Origin of the sequence: Gemmatimonas sp. (assembly GCF_027531815.1) — a bacterium.
Taxonomy (GTDB): Bacteria; Gemmatimonadota; Gemmatimonadetes; order Gemmatimonadales; family Gemmatimonadaceae; genus Gemmatimonas.
In genome coordinates, this window is sequence record NZ_JAPZSK010000004.1 from 130,512 (window position 1) to 149,972 (window position 19,461).

The 19,461-nt window shown below is 68.9% G+C and carries 17 protein-coding genes and 1 tRNA gene; 13 read left to right on the top strand and 5 right to left on the bottom strand.

Annotation, left to right across the window (positions count from 1 at the left end; genetic code table 11):
- Positions 1-38: 38 nt before the first annotated feature.
- On the bottom strand, positions 39-674 hold the full coding sequence (locus O9271_RS04410) for an LON peptidase substrate-binding domain-containing protein (RefSeq protein WP_298266417.1): 636 nt from the start codon (positions 672-674) through the stop codon (positions 39-41).
- A gap of 128 nt (positions 675-802) precedes the next feature.
- Positions 803-1,381, bottom strand: a complete 579-nt coding sequence (locus tag O9271_RS04415) for a MarR family transcriptional regulator (protein ID WP_298266419.1) — start codon at positions 1,379-1,381, stop codon at positions 803-805.
- 47 nt (positions 1,382-1,428) lie between these two features.
- Here O9271_RS04415 and O9271_RS04420 point away from each other — a divergent pair.
- The 5 genes from O9271_RS04420 to O9271_RS04440 all read left to right on the top strand — a co-directional run bounded on the left by O9271_RS04420 (position 1,429) and on the right by O9271_RS04440 (position 7,653).
- Positions 1,429-1,499, top strand: a tRNA-Cys gene (locus tag O9271_RS04420).
- 65 nt (positions 1,500-1,564) lie between these two features.
- Positions 1,565-2,266 (top strand): methyltransferase domain-containing protein, encoded by a 702-nt coding sequence (locus tag O9271_RS04425; protein ID WP_298266421.1) that lies wholly within the window; start codon positions 1,565-1,567, stop codon positions 2,264-2,266.
- A gap of 155 nt (positions 2,267-2,421) precedes the next feature.
- Positions 2,422-5,478 (top strand): TonB-dependent receptor, encoded by a 3,057-nt coding sequence (locus tag O9271_RS04430; RefSeq protein WP_298266423.1) that lies wholly within the window; start codon positions 2,422-2,424, stop codon positions 5,476-5,478.
- Between the two features lie 19 nt (positions 5,479-5,497).
- Entirely contained in the window at positions 5,498-6,856 is a 1,359-nt protein-coding gene (locus O9271_RS04435) for a RagB/SusD family nutrient uptake outer membrane protein (protein WP_298266425.1), read from the top strand.
- A 26-nt stretch (positions 6,857-6,882) separates the two neighbouring features.
- A complete protein-coding gene (locus O9271_RS04440; protein WP_298266427.1) occupies positions 6,883-7,653 on the top strand; it encodes a DUF4397 domain-containing protein in 771 nt (256 codons plus the stop codon).
- A gap of 105 nt (positions 7,654-7,758) precedes the next feature.
- On the opposite strand, the gene O9271_RS04445 is transcribed toward O9271_RS04440, so the two are convergent.
- Both O9271_RS04445 and nhaA read right to left on the bottom strand, forming a co-directional pair.
- A complete protein-coding gene (locus tag O9271_RS04445) occupies positions 7,759-8,733 on the bottom strand; it encodes a hypothetical protein (RefSeq protein WP_298266429.1) in 975 nt (324 codons plus the stop codon).
- Between the two features lie 261 nt (positions 8,734-8,994).
- Positions 8,995-10,179: a Na+/H+ antiporter NhaA gene (gene nhaA, locus O9271_RS04450; protein WP_298266431.1), complete on the bottom strand. Its 1,185-nt coding sequence runs from the start codon at positions 10,177-10,179 to the stop codon at positions 8,995-8,997.
- Between the two features lie 143 nt (positions 10,180-10,322).
- Between nhaA and O9271_RS04455 the strand changes: the two genes are divergently transcribed.
- Genes O9271_RS04455 through O9271_RS04490 form a run of 8 tightly spaced genes read left to right on the top strand, consistent with a single transcriptional unit; the run spans position 10,323 to position 18,698 of the window.
- On the top strand, positions 10,323-11,840 hold the full coding sequence (locus O9271_RS04455; protein WP_298266433.1) for a S41 family peptidase: 1,518 nt from the start codon (positions 10,323-10,325) through the stop codon (positions 11,838-11,840).
- Positions 11,837-12,349, top strand: coding sequence for a hypothetical protein (locus O9271_RS04460; protein WP_298266435.1), 513 nt, complete (start codon positions 11,837-11,839; stop codon positions 12,347-12,349). Before O9271_RS04455 ends, O9271_RS04460 begins: the two co-directional genes overlap by 4 nt.
- Complete coding sequence (locus tag O9271_RS04465) at positions 12,350-14,620, top strand: hypothetical protein (RefSeq protein WP_298266437.1); 2,271 nt, start codon at positions 12,350-12,352, stop codon at positions 14,618-14,620. It begins immediately after the preceding gene.
- Entirely contained in the window at positions 14,617-15,240 is a 624-nt protein-coding gene (locus tag O9271_RS04470) for a class I SAM-dependent methyltransferase (protein WP_298266439.1), read from the top strand. The genes O9271_RS04465 and O9271_RS04470 overlap by 4 nt, the downstream gene beginning before the upstream one ends.
- 2 nt (positions 15,241-15,242) lie before the next feature.
- Positions 15,243-16,076 (top strand): serine O-acetyltransferase EpsC, encoded by an 834-nt coding sequence (gene epsC, locus O9271_RS04475; RefSeq protein ID WP_298267233.1) that lies wholly within the window; start codon positions 15,243-15,245, stop codon positions 16,074-16,076.
- Between the two features lie 28 nt (positions 16,077-16,104).
- The gene (gene cysK / locus O9271_RS04480; protein ID WP_298266441.1) at positions 16,105-17,022 is read left to right on the top strand and encodes a cysteine synthase A; all 918 of its coding nucleotides are present in this window, start codon (positions 16,105-16,107) and stop codon (positions 17,020-17,022) included.
- Positions 17,019-17,498, top strand: a complete 480-nt coding sequence (locus O9271_RS04485; RefSeq protein ID WP_298266443.1) for a hypothetical protein — start codon at positions 17,019-17,021, stop codon at positions 17,496-17,498. The genes cysK and O9271_RS04485 overlap by 4 nt, the downstream gene beginning before the upstream one ends.
- A gap of 54 nt (positions 17,499-17,552) precedes the next feature.
- On the top strand, positions 17,553-18,698 hold the full coding sequence (locus O9271_RS04490) for a DNA recombination protein RmuC (protein WP_298266445.1): 1,146 nt from the start codon (positions 17,553-17,555) through the stop codon (positions 18,696-18,698).
- Positions 18,699-18,795: 97 nt separating this feature from the next.
- Here O9271_RS04490 and O9271_RS04495 read toward each other — a convergent pair whose 3' ends face one another.
- Positions 18,796-19,422 carry a hypothetical protein gene (locus O9271_RS04495; RefSeq protein WP_298266447.1) on the bottom strand — a complete coding sequence of 209 codons (627 nt, stop codon included), beginning with the start codon at positions 19,420-19,422 and terminating at the stop codon, positions 18,796-18,798.
- Positions 19,423-19,461: the final 39 nt, after the last annotated feature.

Here is a 19,461-nt window from a genome sequence, read left to right on the forward strand (position 1 = left end):
CTGTCGGTCGCGCACGCCCAGGCTGTGGCGGCCTCGTGTCAGCTCTGTTTTCTCAGCGCCGCCTGCAGCTCGAGTTCCGGAATGGCCTTGCGCAGCACCGCATCGATGGTGGTAAGCCGGGCCGCGGGGTCGCGCTCGGCGAGCAGCCTATAGCGTGATTCCAGATCGAGGTCGATCATGGCCGCGATTGTCCAGGCCAGCTGCGTGGGGTCGTCCGGCAGTGGTGGTACGGGGCCGTCGTTGCCGTTGATGACGTGCACCGCCTTCACGACCTGCTTGAAGTGCTGGGCCACGTCATCGCTGCGCACGGCGAGCGCGACGGCATTCGCCGTGGCGATATCGGGCACGCTCGTCACGGACGCCACATGATAGGGCGCCTCGCTGTCGAGGAACTGCTCGAGGGCAAATCGCTCGCGTCCTACGACGACGATGTTGGCGCGGCCGTCGGGCATCATCTCCACCTCCGTCACTTCGGCCACGCACCCCATGCGTCCGGGCGGGAGGTCGCGCTCGGCCACCCCGCTCATGGCGGTGAGCACGCCGAAGCGCGAGTCGCCGGCGCGAACGTCGGCGAGCAGCTGCCGGTAGCGCGGCTCGAAGAGGTGCAGCGGGAGCGCCGTGCCCGGGTAGAGCACGACGCCCAGCGGAAAGATCGGGAGGGACGACCGTGACATCAGAGAAATGTGGCGACGCGATCGACGGCGTGCCGGCGTGAGCGGACCCCGTCGTCGACCTGAACGCCGAGCATGGCGATGGTGCTTGCGTTCGGGTCGGCCGGGAGATCGGAGTGCCCCACCCGAAGTCAGCTCCCGGAGTTACCGGAGTTGCCGGAGTTGCCGGAGCAATTGCGATGTACCCCCTGGAGCAGCTGCAGCAACTGTCGACGCTCGTTTTCGCTGAGCCCGGCGAACAGCGTCTGCTCCGCGTTGGCGACGGGTGGACCGGCCGCGGCGATGAGCGCGCGCCCCTGATCGGTGAGCTTTGCGTGCACCACACGGCGATCTTTCTCATCGCGGTATCGGCTCACCAACAGCGCAGTCTCGAGCCTGTCGAGCATTCTGGTGACATCGGGGCCCGGTGCCGCGAGCTGTCGCCCCAGCTCGCTGCATCCCGCGTCGGACGCGGCGAGCCGGTCAACGACGAGCAGCAACTCGAACTGCGCGGCCGTGACGCCAAAGGGCTCGAGCACCCGAGACAGGGCGCGTTCCACATGAGCGGCCGCAGCGCGCAGGGCAAAAACGGTGCTGCTGAGGCAAACCGCCGACCGGGGATCGGTTGAGGCATTCATCTTACTTCTACGTTTACTGTTAAAACGAAGATTGTCAAGGAATTCAATACGGCAAAATGCCTTCTCCGCTACCCCTGACCGTTCGGGCGCCATACATTGCGTCTCCTCGACGGCCGCCGGTACGGGCCGCCGAGTGGTACGGCGCCGTCGCCAAGTGGTAAGGCAGGAGACTGCAAATCTCCCACCGTCGGTTCGATTCCGACCGGCGCCTCTCGACGACCCGTCGCCCCTTCGCGGGGCGGCGGGTTTCGTGTCTCCCTCCCCGAGTGGCCCGCCATGCCCAGCCGCGACGACCAGATTCTCCGGACATGGGAGGCGAATGTGCGTCCATGGACCCAGGCCGTGCGCGCCGGGGACATTGCCAGCCGTGTGGCCGTGACCAACGGCGCGGTGCTGGGCGCGGTGCGGGCGCTTGCCCCGCGCCGGCTGCTCGACCTGGGCTGTGGCGAAGGGTGGATCTGCCACACCTTGGCGGCTGAGGGGGTCCATTGTGTGGGTACCGACGCCATTGCCGGGCTCATCGAGGCCGCGCGCGCCGGTCATCCGGTCACCGGCACGCCCGCCCACTACGAGGTGGTGCCGTACGCCGACGTGGCGGTCGGCGCGCTCGCCGCTCGCCACGCCGGCGCCTTCGATGTCATCGTGTGCAACTTTGCCCTGTTCGGCGCCGAGTCGGTGGAGGCGCTGGTGACCGCGCTGCCGCCGCTGCTGGCGCCTGAGGGCCACTTTGTCATGCAGACGCTCCATCCGGCCGCCGCCAGCACGGACGCGCCGTACACGGATGGCTGGCGCGAGGGGTCGTGGGCCGGCTTCAGCAGCGACTTTCGGGATCCGGCCCCCTGGTACTTCCGCACGATCGGCAGCTGGGTGGCGCTGCTTCATCGGTGTGGCTTTCAGCTGACCGCGCTGCGGGAACCTGTGCATCCGCACACCGGAGCGCCCGCGTCGCTGCTGCTGGTGGCCGAACCCCGCCCCTGACCTCCGACGCCCGGAGCGGCGGGGCGTGCTGTGCGCACAGGTGAGGGAATTAACGGGGTACCCAATTGCTGTGACTGCCGGGGCCAACTAGCGTCCGCACACAACTCGTTCTGCAGTTCCGTCCCGACGAGTGCCCCCCTCCTCGGAGTGTGTGCATGCTCTTCCGATCGGTTCTGGGCCGCCTGGCTGTTCAAGGCGCCCTGTTGACCATACCCGTAGCCGGAGTACCGGCCCTTCTTGCTGCGCAGGCGGTCGCCCCCACGGGCACTGTGCGTGGCCGTGTGACCGACGGCGCGACCGGCCGCCCGCTGGCCGACGTGCAGTTGCTCGTGACCGGCACCCGCATAGGCGCCGTGACCAATGCCAGCGGTGACTTCACCCTTGTGGGGGCGCCCACCGGCCCGCGCACCGTGGTGTTCCGCCGGATCGGCTACCAGCCGGTGACGCGCGCCGTGACCGTGACCGCCGGCGGCACCGCGACGCTCGATGTCACGCTCACGGTGAGCGCCGTCAACCTGAGCGAAATCGTGGTGACCGGCTCCGCCGCACCGACCGAGAAGCGCAAGGTGGGTACGAGCATTGCCTCGCTCGACAGTACCATGATCAGCCGGGCGCAGGCGGTGACGGTGGACCAGGCGCTGCAGGGTAAGATCGCCGGCGCGCAGATCTCACAGAACTCAGGTGGCCCGGGTGGTGGCGGCATTTCGGTGCGCCTGCGCGGCACCAACTCCTTCATTTCTGGGTCCGACCCGCTGTACATCATCGACGGCGTGATCGTGGACAACGGCTCGGGACAGCTGGCCGACCTCGGTGGCCGCTCGAATCCGCAGAACCGCCTGGCCGATCTCAACCCGCAGGACATCGAGCGGGTGGAAGTGATTCGTGGCGCGGCGGCAGCGGCGCTGTACGGCTCGCGCGCCAACAACGGCGTGGTGCAGATCTTCACAAAGCGCGGCAGCATCGGCAAGCCGCGCTTCTCGCTCAACACCCGCTACGGGATCAACGAACTGCGCGAACAGCAGCCGTTCAACCTGTACCCGTTCGATGTGAACGGCCTGCCGGTGTCGCGCTTCAACTATCAGGACGACATCTTCCGCCGCTCGCCCAGCTCGGAGCAGAATCTCACGATCGAAGGCGGCAACGACCAGACCCGCTACTTCATCAGCGGCAACTACGCCGATGACCAGGGGATTCTGCGTTCCACCAGCTCGCAGCGCACGGGCGCGCGCATCAATCTCCAGCAGCAGCTGGCGAGCAACCTGGTGGCCAACGTCACGTCGAACTTCGTGACCACGAACAACCAGTTCCAGGCGTTCGGCGAACAGAACGACTACGGCATCATGGGGTCGCTCTTCTTTGCCCCCACGAACGTGAACTTCCGCCCGGTCAACGGCGTGTATCCGCTGCCGCCGTCGCTGGGCACCAACCCGCTGCTCGCTATCGATCGCATCCGCAATCCGCAGACGATCAACCGCTTCATCGGCAGCACGAAGCTCACCTGGACGCCGCGCAGCAACCTGCTGCTCGATTACACGCTGGGCGTGGACAACTCGAGTTTCGAGCAGCGCCAGTTCGTGCCGCGCAACGCGGTGCTGGGCACGAGCCCGTTGGCGACCGGCCGGTCGCAGTCGGTGTTCCAGGATACGCGCGTCATCAACCAGGACGGTGTGGGCTCGTACTCGTGGCGTCTGGGCGACGACTTCGGCATGCGCACCACGGCTGGCTTCAACTACACCTCGCAGCGGCTGCGCACCACCGTGGCCACGGCCAACGGCCTCGCCCCGGTGGGTGAGCTGGTGAGCGCCGGCTCGGTGTTCGCCGCCGGCCAGACGGACATCGAGCTGCGCACCCTCGGGTTCTATGCGCAGCAGGAAGTGGATTGGAACAACCGCCTCTTCTTCACGGGTGCGGTGCGCTACGACGCCTCCAGCACCTTTGCCCCCAGTGAGCGCTGGCAGGCGTTCCCCAAGCTGTCGTTGTCCTACGTGGCGTTGGAGAATCGCCCCGGTCTCGTGAACAGCCTGCGCCTGCGCACGGCCCTCGGCTGGGCGGGGTCGCAGCCGGGCATCGTGAACGCCTACTCGCAGTACATCACGTTTGCGCAGCTCCCCTTCGCCGGACGTCCGGGCTTCGTGAACGACGTGACCTTCGGCAACCCCACGCTGCGCAACGAGCGCGCGCGCGAGGCCGAAGTGGGCGCCGAGGCCGGATTCCTGAACGGCAAGGTGGGCGTGGAAGCCACCTACTACGACCGGCAGGTGAACGACCTGCTCTTCTTCCGTCCGCTGGCCACCAGCACCGGGTTCTCGCGCCAGTTCGCGCCCATCGGCTCGATGAGCAACAAGGGCGTGGAGCTGCTGGTGCGCACGGTGAATGTGGACCGCAAGAACCTCAAGTGGGAATCGACGGTCACCTACACGCGCAACCGCAATCTTGTGGAGAGCCTGAACATCCAGGACTTCCAGTCGGCCGGCGGGTATCCCAACCGCATCCGTGTGGGTGAGCCGGCCGGTGTGTTCTATGGGTCGTACGCGGCGCGCGACTGCGTGACGGGCAGGCTGCTGGTGGACTCGCTCGGGCGCTACCGGCGCAGCAACCAGGCGGCCGACATGGGCGCCACGCTCGCGCAGCGCCGCGCAATCAGCAACGGGACCTGCAATGACTCGCTCAACGCCGTGATCGGCGATCCGAATCCGGCGTGGATGGGCTCGTTGCTCAACGAGTTCACGATCGGCCGCAAGCTGCGGGTGCGCGTGCTGCTGGACGGTGTGTTCGGCAACGACGTGATGAATCTCTCCACGCGCGCGCAGAACGCCGGCATTGCGAGCAACTCGAAGACGTTCGAGAACGAGCTGCTGCCGTACGGCGACCCGCGGAAGTCGGCGCCGGGGTTCAACGCCCGCACGCAGGGGATCTTCGAATACTGGGTGGAAGACGGCAGCTTCGTGAAGCTGCGCGAGCTCTCGGCCACCTACGCGGTGGAGTGGGCGCCGTTGCGCCGCGTCTTCAAGGAAGGGGTGGACCTCACGCTGTCCGGCCGCAACCTCGCGGTGTGGACGAAGTACAGCGGCTACGATCCCGAGATCAACCTGTTCGGTACGAATGCCGGCGGTGTGGGTAGCGGGCAGACGACGGCGGCCGACCGTGGTTTCGACTTCGGCGGGTATCCCATTCCGCGCACGTGGTCGCTCAGCGCCCGCTTCACCTACTGACAACCGGAGACTCCACCTCATGCGCATGACATCTTCGCGCGCGGTGCTCTCCACCGCGCTTGCTTCCCTGGTGCTGGGTGCCTGCAGCCTCGACCTGCAGAACCCGAACTCCCCCACGGAAGTGCAGGTCACCACGAGCGCCGACGGCGTGATCGCACTCGCGACAGGGCTGCAGGGGCGCTTCGCCGCCTCGTACGGCAACTTCGCGTACATGGCCGGTCTTGTGACCGACGAGTTTGCCTCCACCAGCGCCGCGCTCATATCCATCAGCGATGCCGAACAGGGCGCCGTGGCACCCGGTACCGGCATTGCCGACAACGTGTTCAACTCGGTGTATCGCACCGTGCGTACCGCCGACGACCTGCTGGCAGGCGCCAACGCGCTGTCGTCGCAGTTCGACCCGGGTACGCGCAGCGGTCTGATCGCGCTGGCGCAGGCGCTCAAGGCAGAAGCCATTGGCGAGGCGCTGCAGAGCTACCAGCGCGTGCCGATCAACACGTTCGGCCAGACGACGCCGCAGTACGTGACGCGCGCGGAGGCGCTGCCCTACGTGCGGGCGCTGCTCGACTCGGCGAACGCGCAGATCACGGGCACCCCGCCGAGTGCGTTCTTCACCGGCAGCATCCTCACCCCGGGGGTGAACCTCAACGGCATGATCCAGCTGTTCCGCGCGCGGTATGCGCGGATGGCGAACGATCATGGCAATGCGGTGACGTTCGCCAACCTCGTGCCGCGCAGTGGGCCGACGGCATTCTCGCTGCTGCAGTTCCCGGCTCCCACGGTGAACTTCTACGCGAATGTCACCGGTGGAACGAACGGCATTGCGCCGCGCCGGCAGTGGCGGACCGGGATGGCGGCGGGCGATCAGCGCTTCACGTGGTTCGTGGCGCCGTCCACCACGCTCTCCGGGCGTGTCGGCGCGCTGCTGGACAACTGGAACCGCTATGCCAATGCGCAGGCGCCGTTGCCGGTGTACTTCCCCGACGAGGCGTTGCTGATCAAGGCCGAAGGGCTGGCGCTGCAGGGGCAGCCTGCGGCGGCGCAGGCGGCGCTCGACTCGGTGCGCACCGACTGCACCGGCGGCCGCGGGTTGGATGATCCCAAGGCGTGCCTGACTCCGCTCACGGGCTCGCTCACGCAGGCGCAACTGCTCGACGAGATCTACGTGCAGCGTCGCTACGAGCTGTTCGGAACCGGGCTGCGCTGGGAAGACGCCCGCCGTCGCAACGCGGTGCGCGGTCCGGTCGCGGCGCCGAGCGTGCCGCTGGACGGTCAGCGGTGCTGGCTGCCGTACGCCATCGGCGATCGCAATGCCAACCCGAATGTGCCAGCCGACCCGACGGAGCCGACGTCGTTCCCCACCGGCTGCCAGCCGTGAGGCCGCTCACCATGAACAGACCTGCCATGATGAAGTCTTTCCGTCCCGTGCTGATGACGGCGATGGTGTCCCTGACCGCGGCGCTGGCTGCCTGCGGCACCACCGACGCCGCCGACCCGCTGGCCCCCACCGGACCCACGGGGCGCGTGCGCTTCGTGAACGTGATCACCGATACCACGCGCGGGCGGGTGAACGCGATTCTGGAGAATGTCCCGTTCGGGGTGAACCTGACTTACACCCAGAGCACGCCCATTACGCTCGCGGCGCCCAACACGGGTAACTACTCGCCCATTCTCGCGGGGAGTCGCACGCTCGTGCTGCGGCGTACGGCCGACACCAATACCGTGGTGTCCACGATCGGCTTCACGGTAACCGGCGGACAGGATCAGACGATCTATGCCACCGGCGGCGCCGGCGCGTCGGCCATCGGCAGCTACATCACCACCGATGACAACGCCCTGTCGGCCACGCAGGCGCGGGTGCGTGTGGTGCACCTGAGCCCCACCGCGGGCGCCGTGGATGTGTTCGTCACCGCGCCGGGTGCCGACCTGGCGGCCGCCACGCCCACACTCACCAACGTGACGGTGCGGAGTGCGTCAGCGTACCTCGCCGTCAACGCCGGCACCTACCAGGTGCGCGTGGTGCCGGCGGGCACGCCGCCGGCGGGTCGTGCTGCCGCCGTGGCCATCAACGTGGCGTCGCTCGCGCTGGCGGCCAACACGGTGCGTACGATCGTGGCGGCCGACAACAACGTGGGCGGGGCGCCGCTGCGCGCGTTCGTGCTGCTCGATCGCTGACGACGCTCCACGCGAGACACGGCGGCCCCCCGGAGCGACTTTCCGGGGGGCCGCTGTGTTGTTGCGACGGGAAACCGTCCCGTCGTTCACGTGACCGTCGCGCGATCAGTTCCAGAACGCGCTGAAGTCGTAAAAGCTGGCGCCGCCCTGCGGGTCGTAGATGCGGATGACGGCGGTAAAGTTGTTCCAGGCCGACGGCTGCTGCACAACCTGTACGTTGCCACGGCCGCTGTGACGATCGACCGTGATGGTGAGATCGCGAGCCGGCAGGCCATTGCCTCGCACGCTGCTGTTCACGTCCTCCACTCGGCGCCCGCTGCGGGTGATGGCCTCCACGCGGCGGCCGTTGATGCGCAGTTCGACCACGTCGTCGACGCGGCCGCTCCACCGCAGCAGGCCGCGGTCGTCGCGGTCGTCGCGATCGTCCCATCCCCCGCGATCGTTGCGGTCACGCGCGTCGTTGTCGCGCCTCGACCGGTCGTCGCAGTCGTCGCGGCGCCCGCCACGACCCCACCCCCAGCCGCGGCCGTTGTTGCCCGGGCGGCAGTCGTCGCGCTCCCAGCGATCATCACGATCACGATCACGGTCACGGTTACGATCACGGTCACGGTCGCGCCCGTCATTACGCCCGTCGTTCCAGTCGTCGCCCTGCCAGAAGGCGACCACCCGATAACTGTCGGCGCCGCCGCGCGGGTCGGCAATGCGGATAGTCGTGGTGAAGCCGTTGCGAGCGGAAGGTTGCTCCACCACGCGCACATCCCCGCGACCGTCGAGCAGACGCACCACCACATCTCCGCGATTGCGTGGCAACCCTTCGTTGACGCGCGCGCGGTTGGGCATTCCCGCATCGATGCCGCGCGTCCGCACATCACGCCCGCGCATGGTGATGAACACCTCGCGGTCTACACGCCCGGTCCAGGTGAACAGCTGTCGGTCCACCGGCGCCGCGTGCGCGGTGGCGGCGTGCGCCGTGGCGGCAGCGAGCAGTGTCGTGGCGGCCAACGCACTGGCCGCACGCAGGAGACGGGAACGGCCTGCGGTGGACGCGGGAACGACGCGGGTCGAACGATGCACAGTCATGGTGTCCTCGTGGTGACAGGTGCTCGTCCGTAGCGCATTGGCAATGCCATGCGGGACCGGTCGCCGGCCGTTGGGGTGCGCGACCCGCCCGTGCGAGGGCAAGAGTCTGTCGTTTCAACCGGTTACGCGTCGCGTGGGAGCGCGTACCCGTGATTGACTGGTGCGGAACGACCGGCTTCGCTGTCCGGAATTGCGGACACTTGCGGCGAGCCAACGCGGACGATCATGACCACTCCCCTGCGGCTCATCGCCGCGCCGGCATCATCCCACAGCGCCCGCCGACACCGCTGCGGACCGACGCGCCTGTCGCATGAGTACGGCCGCACCGAGGCTGCCGGTCAGCAGGGAGCCGCACAGCACGCCGATCTTGGCGGCATCGAGCTGGGGGCTCTCCCCAAAGGCCAGGCCCGCGATGAACAGCGCCATGGTGAAGCCGATGCCGCCGAGAATGGCCACGCCGAAGAGGCCGCCCCAGGTGCAGTCGGCGGGGAGTTCCGCCCAGCGCACCTTCACGGCAAGCCATGCCGCGCCGAAGATGCCCAGTGGCTTGCCGATGAGCAGCCCGAGCATGGTAGCCGTGACCGCGGGCTGTGTGGCGAATGCGGCCACGTCGGCCGGCAGCGTCACGCCGGCGTTGGCCAGCGCGAAGATGGGCACGATGCCGAAGTTGACCGGGCGTGCCAACACCTGTTCGATGCGGTGCTGCACACTGTGCTCGCCGCGCGACGGAATGGTGAAGGCCAGCAGGACGCCGGCAATGCTGGCGTGCACCCCGGACTTGTACACGGCGATCCAGAGCAGCAGCCCACCCAGCAGGTACGGCCACACGGCGTGCACCTGTCGCTTGTTGAGCCAGAAAAGCACCAGCATGATGACCACGATGGCGGCCAGCGCGAGGGTGGCGACGCTGGGGGTGTAGAACACCGCGATCACGAGTACGGCGCCAATGTCGTCGGCAATGGCAAGCGCGGCCAGGAAGATGCGGAGGGCGGCGGGGACGCGATTGCCGAGCAGGGCGACGATGCCCAGGGCAAAGGCAATGTCGGTGGCCATGGGAATGCCCCAGCCGCGAGCGGCCGGGGTGCCCATGGCCACGAGCGCGTAGATGGCGGCGGGGAGGAGCATGCCGCCGGCGGCGCCAACCACCGGCAGCGCGGCCTTGCGCACCGAGGAGAGCGCCCCTTCCTGCAGCTCATACTTGATTTCGAGGCCGACGAGCAGGAAGAAGACGGTCATGAGGCCGTCATTGATGACGTGCAGCGCCGACCACCCGGCGACCTCGGCACGGAGGAGCCCGTGATAGCTGGCCTGCGCCGACGAGTTGGCCCAAACGAGGGCCACCGCCGCGCACAGCAGCAGCAGCAGCCCGCTCAGCGCCTGACTTGGCGGCGGCGCCTTTTCGGAAACGTAGCCTTCCTCGATCACGGCTTCGGCAGCATCATGCATCGTCACAAGCTATCCTCACACGCGGCCGCCGCCCATCGTGCGGTTGACGGATCTCCGCGTCGTGCGTTTGGTATGTAGAGGTTCCCGCGCGGAATCAATGAGCGATTTCCGCCCTCCGGTTCCGTGTCACGAGTGCTCCCGCGATGTCGCTGCGCCGCGTCACCCACCCGATGGTTCTTGTTCCGCTCGCCGTCGTGGCGATCGGCGGTGCGTTCGCGGGCGGTATCCGGTACGAACGCGAGGCCACCCGGGCGCGCGACGAATGGGCGGATGCGCGCCTGCTGTCTACGGCCATTGATTCGGTTCGCGCCAACGCGCTCGATTCCCTGCCCAGCGACGAACTGATCCGCCGCGCCGTCTCGGGGATGTTGCGGGAGTTGCAGGATCCCTACGCGGCGCTGCTGCGACCCGACGGCTATGCCCGCTACCAGGGGACGCTCCAGGGAACGGGGCAGGGGATCGGACTCGTCTTGCGACGGGACGGGGACCGCTATCGGGTGACCCGTGTCGCCCTGGGGTCACCGGCACTGGCGGCCGGCGTGCGCGCGGGCGATCGCATTCTGGCGGCCGACGGTGTCCCGGTCTCGGCGGTGCGCGACACCAACGCACGCGTCGGCGACAGTACGCGCCTCTCCGCGCAGCAGGTGCGACTCACCCTCTGGCGCGCGCCGCACGGCGACACCGTGGACGTGAGCGTGCAGCGCGGCGCGTGGCACATGCCGGCCGTGAGTGAGCAGGGCATGCTGGCCGATTCGGTGGGATACGTGCGGCTCGCGACGATCTCTGCCGGTGCCGCCGACGAACTCGAGGAGGTGGTGGACGGTCTGCGCCACCGCGGCGCGCAGGCGCTGGTGCTCGATCTGCGTGGCAACGCGGGCGGACTCTTCGAGGACGGGGTGCGCGCGGCCGGCCTGTTCCTGCCGCGCGGCGCGCTCGTGTCCTCGCTGATGGGACGCGGCGGTGCCGACGTGCAGCCGTACCGGGTGCGGCATTCGCGCTGGAGTGAGCTCCCGCTCACCGTGCTGGTCGATGGCCGCACGGCGAGCGCGGCGGAGGTCATTGCGGCCGCGCTGCAGGATCACGGGCGTGCGCTGCTCGTGGGCGCCCCGACGTACGGCAAGGGGCTCGTGCAACGCGTGGTCCGGTTGTCGCCGGAGCTGGCGGTGCGGCTGACCACGGCGCGGTGGCTCACGTCGCGCGGCGTGGCGCTGGAGCGACGCACGGGCAAGGGGGTGGCGGCCCGCGGCGGCCTCGCGCCCGATGTGCTGCTGGATGACGCATCGCGAGCCGATCCGGCCGGGGTGCCGGTCGGCTGGAGCGCGTCGGTATCGCGCCGGGCACAGGTGGTGGCGGATACGCTGGCCATGCGCGCCCTGCGTCACGGGTGGGCCAATCGTCCGTTGCCGCTGCTGGAATCGCACCTGCGTGATTCCATCACGATCATGGCACCGGCTCCCCGGAGTCGGCGCGCGGGTCGGCAGGCCACGGCGCGCGCCGCCTACGCGGAGTGGCTGGCCGTGACCACGCGGATGGCGATGGTGCGGGTGCTCGAAGTGCAACGCGAGAGCGAAGCCCTGCTGCGGTACGCCGTGCGCGAGGATGCCGCGCTGCGCGAGGGACTGGACGTGGTGGCGCCCGGCCTCACCCTTTCGCGACGATGATCCGGCGACGGCTCTCCGGGGCGCTCCTCTGGGGTAGCCTGATCCTGCCGGCGACGGGGCCCGCGAACGGGGGGAGTGACCGTCTCGATGCGTGGATCGTAACCCGCTTTCGCGGGGCGCAGCTGTTCCCTGATGCGGAGTTCACCGCCACGTCGCTGGCCACCAGCGGACCACGTCCGCGCGTCGAAAGTGTGATCGCAGGTGGCCGCACGGACACCCTGCTGGCCGTGCACTTCAGCGCCATGTGGGCGGCCCCCGCGCTGGGCAAGGCGGTGCGGGTCCAGCTGGCCGGCCCGTCGGGCATGCTCACTCCGGTCACCGCCCGCATCGTGGGACGGCGAGCCTTTCGGGCGCCGCGAACCCCCGGCCCCTCCACCCTGCGCCCGGACTCCAACTGGCGCTACGGCTGGGCCTATCTTGCGATCATGCCGCACGACCCGACTCGCCCCGTTGCCCGACTGCGCGGCTGGCTGCTGCTCGCGCCCTCATCCTCCGCGTCGACTCCGTGAATGTGTGACCCGAAGCTTCCCGCGCACCGTGTCTCGCTGGCCGGCGCGCGAGCAGGCGGGGCGCGATGTGCGCTGCTGGCCGGTGTCCTCGCGGTCGTCGCGCCAGCGCTCGCGCCAGCGCTCGCGGCCGAGGCGCAGGAGGCGGGGGCGGCGCGGTCCTCGCGCGTTGCCGGCGGCGTCTGGCGTGACCCGGCCGCCGATTCGCTGGTGGCGCGCGCCATCGCGCTGCGCGGACGGCAACTGGCCGACAGCACCCTGCTCAGCTACCAGGCGGACGCCCGCGGATTCCTCGCGTTTCTGGCGCAGCTTGGTGAGGGCGTGGTGATCCCGCCGCGCGTGGTACAGAGTGAGCAGCTCGCCCTCAGGATCTCGTGGTGGCAGCCGGGGCGCAGTGCGCAGCGCCTGGTGGGACGCCGAGATACCACGCTGCTGCCCGCCGATGTGGGCTACTACCGCGATCGCTACGGGGTGGTGCTTGACAACCTGCCCGATCGCATTCGTCTGGGTGACGGACAGGATGTGCGCGATGTGGCGCATCCGCTGGGAGCCACGGCGCCGCAGCAGTACGAGTACACCATGGGAAGCGCGGTGCGCATCGGCTTGCCAGGGCGCGACATTCTGGTGGACGAGGTGAAGTTCCGTCCGCGCGACGGCACGTTGCCCGGCGCGATCGGTTCGGTGTACCTCGACCGCGAAACGGCGGCGGTGGTTCGCCTGTCCATGACCTTCACGCGCGCTGCCATTCTCGACAAACGCATCGAGACCCTGGTGGTGACGCTCGAGAACGGCCTCGTGCGCGAGAAGTACTGGCTGCCGCGCCGTCAGGAAGTGGAAGTGTCGCGCGGCAGCACCTGGTTCGACATTCCGGCGCGCGGCATCGTGCGGGGCCGGTGGGAGATTGCCAACTACGACGTGAACGAGCGCATCCCCCCCGAAACCATGCTGCTGCCACGATGGAGCTCGGCGCCGCGGGATTCGCTGCGGGCGCACCCCTTCGAAGGGCGGGTCGTGGACGCCCTGCCTCCCGAGATCCAGATGGCGAGCAGCGAGGAGGTGGTGCGCGCGCGCGTGGAGGCGGAAAACGCCGTGCGCGCCGCCATGCTGGTGCGTCCCGCCACGGGCTCGGTGAGCGGGCGCGGCCTCAGCGACTTCGCGCGCTACTCACGCGTTGAAGGACTCGCGCTTGGCATCGGCGGCGCCCACACGACGCGCTCGGGGCTCCTGCTGCAGGCGCGCGTCCGCGTGGGGTTCAGCGACGAGCAGCTCAAGGGGCAGCTCAGTCTGGCGCGCGTGCCGACGTTCGGGCGCGTTCCCCCGTGGCAGCTGTTCGTGGAGCGCGAGTACCGCGATCTCGCCCTCGCCGAACGCTCGGGGGTGGCGAACTCCCTGGCGGCGGGACTGTTCGGCGGCGACTACACGAACCAGGTGGACATGTGGGCCGCCGGTGTGCAATGGCGTACGCATCCCGCCAGCCGGTTCACGTGGCGCGTGGCGGCCGAGAGAGATCGCGCCACCGACGTCTGGTCGTCGGGCCCGCTCCGCGGACGCTTCGAACCAACGCTCAAGGCCTGGCCGCTCACGGGTGCTCGCGCCGAGGTGCGCGGAAGTGGGGGATGGGTTGCCGCCGAGCCGATGGGGTGGCGTGGAACATGGCAGATGTCGGCCAGCGCGGGAGCTTACCGCGGGCGCTTCACCACCACGCGCTCCACCGTGCTCGAAGCAGAGACGCGCACCGTGGAGCCCGTGGTGGGCCGGGTGCAGGGACTGCTGCAGATAACCAGGCCGCTTCCCCATGATCAGGCGCTCTTCTTCCAGAGCTTCGCCGGTCTCGGGGGGGGGCAGGTCGTGCCGCCGCAGTGGCGGCTGTTTGCCGGCGGCCCATGGTCGGCGCCGGGATACGATTACCTGTCGTTCTCGTCGGGGGCCATGGCCTCGCAGCGCGTGGAGTGGCGCCTGCCGGTGTGGGGGCCGTCGATTCCGCTGGGGCGATTCGGCAAGAGCCCGCCGCGCGTGGTGCTGGCGCCGTATGCGCAGCTGCTCGTCACCGCGCGCACGCGCGTCTTTGATGCCGGTGACCCGTCGTTCCTCATCACGCCGCAGAGTGACGGGCCAGCGCTGCGTACGCCGCGCGCGGCCGGTGGGTACGGGTCCGTGGGACTCGGCGCGCTCTTCTTCTACGACCTGGTGCGTGTGGATGTCGCGCGCGGACTGCGTGGCGGGACGTGGCGCTTCAACGTCGACATCGATCGCAGCTTCTGGGGCATGTTGTGAGCACGACGCGTCTTGCCAAGGCGTACGACGAGGCCTACTTCGACAAGTGGTATCGTCATCCGCGGCACCGCGTGAAATCGGCGGCGGAGTTGGCGCGTCAGGCCGCTTTCGTGCTGCGCACGGCGGAGTTCGTGCTGGGGCGCCCTGTGCGTACCGTGCTCGATGTGGGATGTGGTGAAGGGCAATGGCGCGCCGCGCTGCGTCGGCATCGTCCGTCGGTGCACTACGATGGTGTGGATCCCAGCGAGTATGCCGTGGCCCGCCACGGTGCGCGTCGCCGCCTGCAGCTGGGGGGGATCGAGTCGCTCGACACGCTGGCCCTGCGGGACGCATACGATCTCGTGATCTGCTGTGGCATGCTGAACTACCTCGACGCCGTCGCACTCACCCGCGGGGTGGCGCAGGTGGCGCGCCGCACCGGGGGGGTGGCCTACCTCGAGCTCTTCGCGCGCGAGGACGCGTTCGAGGGGGATACCGACTGGCCGGCGCCGAAGCCGGCGCGGTGGTACCGCGACGTCATGCAGGAGGCGGGGCTATTGGCCATCGGTATGCAGTGCTACGTGACACAGGCGGCACGCGACCGTGTGTCGGCACTGGAACACATTGAGACGTCGGCGTGACCATGCAGAACGAGTCCCCGTCGTGGCGCGATTTCCTGGCGGCACGCAAGGCCGAGCGTCAGGCGTGCGACGCACCGCGCCCATTGCGGGCGCTGGCCGAAGAGTTCGCCTTTCGCACGCTCGCGCTGCTGTTCCCGCAGTTCGCGCATCCATCGCGGCTGGGCGCCCTCGACGTGGACGACGAGGCGGCGCATCTGGAAGCGCTGCTGCGGGCCGCGATCACGCCGCTGGTGCCCCACGCCGAGGGCGTGGTGGACACCGTGCTGTCGCGGCTGCCTGCGGTGCACGCCGCGCTGGTGCTGGATGCCGAGGCCATCCTGCGCGGCGACCCGGCGGCAGAGAGCCTCGAGGAGGTCATCGTGGCGTATCCGGGCTTTCTGGCCACGGCGGTACACCGGGTGGCGCACGAGCTGTACCTGCTCGACGTGCCGTTGTTTCCGCGTGTGCTGTCGGAGTGGTCCCACCGGGAAACCGGCATCGACATTCACCCCGGGGCGCGTATCGGCACCGGGTTTGCCATCGACCATGGCACCGGCGTGGTGATCGGCGAGACGAGTGAGATTGGTGATCGGGTGCGCCTGTATCAGGGCGTCACGCTGGGGGCGCTGGCCGTGAGTAAGAAGCTGGCGAACCGCAAGCGGCATCCGACGATCGGCCACGACGTGGTGATCTACGCCAATGCCACGATCCTGGGGGGCGATACGGTGGTCGGCGAAGGGTCGGTGATCGGCGGCAACGTGTGGCTCACCACCTCGGTGCCGCCGCGCAGTGTGGTGCAGTTCAGCAGCCGTGTCGAGCAGCGCGGCGGCGATGATGGATTGGAGTTCCACATCTGACGGGCCACCTTCGACGCGGGACCGGGTGATGAAGGCACGCAGCATTCTGGAGACGATCGGCCACACGCCGCATGTGCGGTTGCAACGCCTGTTCGATGCTCGGATCGAGGTGTGGATGAAGCTGGAGCGTGCGAATCCCGGCGGCAGCATCAAGGATCGCATTGCCCTGGCGATGATCGAGGATGCCGAGCAACGGGGCGTGCTCACGCGGGAAAGCGTGATCATCGAACCCACATCGGGGAACACCGGGATCGGTCTGGCCATGGTGGCGGCGGTGAAGGGCTACCGGCTCGTGCTCGTGATGCCGGAAAGCATGAGCATCGAGCGGCGGCGCATCATGGCCGCGTACGGCGCCACCTTCGACCTCACGCCGCGCGAAAAAGGCATGAAGGGGGCCATTGCCCGCGCGCACGAGCTGGTGGCGCAGACCCCCGGCGCGTGGATGCCGTCGCAGTTCGACAATCCGGCCAATGTGCAGGCGCATGCCGACACGACCGCCCGGGAGATCGTGGCCGACTTCCCGGAGGGCTTCGACTACCTCATCACGGGGGTGGGAACCGGTGGGCACATTACCGCCGTGAGTGATGTGCTCAAGGCGCAGTGGCCCTCGCTGCAGACCCTGGCCGTTGAGCCCGCGAAGAGCGCGGTCATCAGCGGGGGCGCGCCCAGCCCGCACCGCATTCAGGGCGTGGGGCCGGGGTTCATTCCGGGCAACCTGCGTCTGGCGACGTTGAACGGCACCGTGTTGGTGAGTGAGGAGGACGCGTTCACCTACGCCCAGCGGGCGGCGCGGGAGGAGGGGCTGTTCATCGGCATTTCGAGTGGGGCCTCGCTGGCCGCCGTGGCGCAGACGGCGGCGGAGATGCCGGATGGTGCGCGCGTGCTTACGTTCTGCTACGACACCGGGGAGCGGTATCTGTCCATCGAGGGCCTCTTCCCGGCGTGATTCCCTCCCCGGTCGAAGATGCCGTCGTAATGCCCACTGCCCAGCACCAGCTCGATACGTACCTCGACAAGTTCGCCCCGGAGATTGCCGCGCACGCGCGCGCGGTGCTCGACCGTGCCCGGTGCTTCGTCCCCGGTGCGATCGAGTTGGTCTACGACAACTATCATGCCCTGGTGGTAAGCTTCGGGCCCACGACGCGTGCCGCCGACGCGGTGCTGTCGGTGGCCGTGTATCCGCGGTGGGTCACCCTGTTCCTCATGCACGGCGCGGCGGTGGATGATCCGTTCAACCTGCTGCACGGGACGGGGAGCGCGGTGCGCGGGGTGCGCATCGCGTCGCTGGCGCAGTTCGACGACGAGCACCTGCAGATGCTCGTGGAGGCGGCGGTCGCCATGGCCCCCAAACCGATCGACGAGAAGCGGGAGCGCCTGCTGGTCATCAAGTCGGTGTCGGAGAAGCAGCGGCCGCGTCGCTGAGGTCGCTCCCGCGTGGTGCGGCATTTGTCAGCCCGGCGTGTAGACTGCATGCCCATGGATATCCTGACCGCACTGTTGTTGGTTGCCGCGGGCGCGCTGCTGGGCGCGCTCGTGGCCTGGACCGTGACCCGGCGCGTGGCCCGGGCGGAGCAGGCGCGTGCGCTGAGTGAGGCCCAGGCCAGGGCGCGGTCGGAGGAAACCGTGCTGCGCGAGCAGCTGGCCCGCCACGAGGCGGAAGCGGCGCTCACGGCGCGCCACGGCAATGTGGCGGAGTTGCTCGCGCCCATTCGCGACACGCTGACGCGCTACGACGATGCGCTCGGACAGCTCGGGCGCGCGCAGGCACAGATCGCCGGACAGATCGGCGAGCGCCTCGAATCGGTCGTGCTCTCCGGTGAGCAGTTGCGGCGCGAAACGCAGCAGCTGTCGCAGGCGCTCCGCGCGCCAACGGTGCGTGGGCAGTGGGGGGAATTGCAGCTCCGTCGAGTGTGCGAGCTGGCCGGCATGCTGGCGTACTGTGACTTCGAACCGCAGGTCACCGTGCGGGGAGACGACGGCGCGCTACGCCCCGATCTCGTCGTGCGATTGCCGGGGGCGCGTCGGCTGGTGGTCGACGCGAAGGCCCCCCTCAGCGCGTATCTGGAGGCGTCGGCTGCTGCCGACGAGCGGACACGTGCGGCGCGGTTGAGCGAGCATGCCGCGCAGGTCAAGAATCACGTGCAGAAGCTCAGCGCGAAGCGTTACTGGGCACAGTTCCCCGACGCGCCCGACTTCGTGGTGCTGTTTCTCCCCGGCGAGGCGTTCTTCGCGGCGGCGCTCGATGCCGACCCGACCCTGCTGGAAAGCGCGCTGGGTGAGCGCGTGCTGTTGGCCACGCCGACGACGCTCATCGCCCTGCTCAAGGCAGCCGCCTACGGATGGCGTCAGGAGCGGGTCGCTGAAGAAGCGGAGCAGGTCGCGCTGTTGGGGCGTGAGCTGCATGATCGCCTGGCCGTGTTTGATGACCAGTTGACGGAACTCGGCAAGGGACTGCAGCGCGCTGTGACGAGCTACAACCGCGCCCTCGGCAGTCTCGAAACGCGGGTGCTGGTGACCGCACGCAAGCTGGGAGCGCGCGCCGGGGTGGAGTCTGTGCTCGCACCACTGGCGCCGCTCGATGCCGACGTGCGTAGCCTCGGGGACGCGCACGACGCACAGTGAATGGACGGACGCGCGCGGAATGTGTTCCCTGTCTGCACATTCATCGTGGCGTCGAGACCATCCTGCGCCCCGCCGCTGTGTCGTGTCGGGCCTCTGCTCAGAGCGAACCGAGCAGGTCGTCGATGGCCTTGCGATCGGCATCTTCCAGCGACTCGGCGCCGTGAATGATGCGTTGCAGGATGTCCACGGCCTCCGCTGCCAGATCATCCGGGTGGCGACGATCCCTGGCGAATCGCACGATATGGCCGAGCAGGATCGTTTCGAAGGGTGTCTCCTCTCCCTCCTCGTCCTCGTCGTCCTCCTCGTCGTCCTCGTCATCGTCGCCGGCGCCGCCGCCGAGCGACGCCTCATAGCTGGGCACGCTTTCCTTCCACGGCTCGGCGTTGTGCACGTCGGCCTCGAGCAGTGAGCGCGGCACGAGGGCAAAGAGCCGGCATTGCAGCCCCGGGGCCTCTTCGTATGCGAAGAGGCCGAGCGGCACCGGCTCATCGAAGAGCCGCAACTCGACGAGGCGCGCAATTGCCTCGGCCGGCATGGCGCTGCGGGCCACCATGCGGCCGTCGATGTACGCGGCGAGCGCCGACGATTCGGGCGCCCGCGGATCGTCAAGCTGGGCGATACTCACCGACACGGGCTCGCGCGTTGTCACGAAGACCGCGGGGCGAGCCTCGCTTTCGTCGGACGTGGGCGTGTCGTCGGTGGGATCGAATTCGTCAGCGGACATCGGCAGAAACCGTCTCAGGCGCGGGGGTACCAGCTACCC

Bases quoted from the DNA above. Each gene is read 5' to 3' on its own strand.
- O9271_RS04460 (WP_298266435.1), top strand. From the start codon at position 11,837: ATGATCCGGCGACGGCTCTCCGGGGCGCTCCTCTGGGGTAGCCTGATC.
- O9271_RS04415 (WP_298266419.1), bottom strand. From the start codon at position 1,381: ATGGCGCCCGAACGGTCAGGGGTAGCGGAGAAGGCATTTTGCCGTATT.
- O9271_RS04440 (WP_298266427.1), top strand. From the start codon at position 6,883: ATGATGAAGTCTTTCCGTCCCGTGCTGATGACGGCGATGGTGTCCCTG.
- O9271_RS04430 (WP_298266423.1), top strand. From the start codon at position 2,422: ATGCTCTTCCGATCGGTTCTGGGCCGCCTGGCTGTTCAAGGCGCCCTG.
- nhaA (WP_298266431.1), bottom strand. From the start codon at position 10,179: ATGCATGATGCTGCCGAAGCCGTGATCGAGGAAGGCTACGTTTCCGAA.
- O9271_RS04465 (WP_298266437.1), top strand. From the start codon at position 12,350: ATGTGTGACCCGAAGCTTCCCGCGCACCGTGTCTCGCTGGCCGGCGCG.
- O9271_RS04495 (WP_298266447.1), bottom strand. From the start codon at position 19,422: ATGTCCGCTGACGAATTCGATCCCACCGACGACACGCCCACGTCCGAC.
- O9271_RS04490 (WP_298266445.1), top strand. From the start codon at position 17,553: ATGGATATCCTGACCGCACTGTTGTTGGTTGCCGCGGGCGCGCTGCTG.
- cysK (WP_298266441.1), top strand. From the start codon at position 16,105: ATGAAGGCACGCAGCATTCTGGAGACGATCGGCCACACGCCGCATGTG.
- O9271_RS04410 (WP_298266417.1), bottom strand. From the start codon at position 674: ATGTCACGGTCGTCCCTCCCGATCTTTCCGCTGGGCGTCGTGCTCTAC.
- O9271_RS04425 (WP_298266421.1), top strand. From the start codon at position 1,565: ATGCCCAGCCGCGACGACCAGATTCTCCGGACATGGGAGGCGAATGTG.
- O9271_RS04435 (WP_298266425.1), top strand. From the start codon at position 5,498: ATGCGCATGACATCTTCGCGCGCGGTGCTCTCCACCGCGCTTGCTTCC.
- O9271_RS04445 (WP_298266429.1), bottom strand. From the start codon at position 8,733: ATGACTGTGCATCGTTCGACCCGCGTCGTTCCCGCGTCCACCGCAGGC.
- epsC (WP_298267233.1), top strand. From the start codon at position 15,243: ATGCAGAACGAGTCCCCGTCGTGGCGCGATTTCCTGGCGGCACGCAAG.
- O9271_RS04455 (WP_298266433.1), top strand. From the start codon at position 10,323: ATGTCGCTGCGCCGCGTCACCCACCCGATGGTTCTTGTTCCGCTCGCC.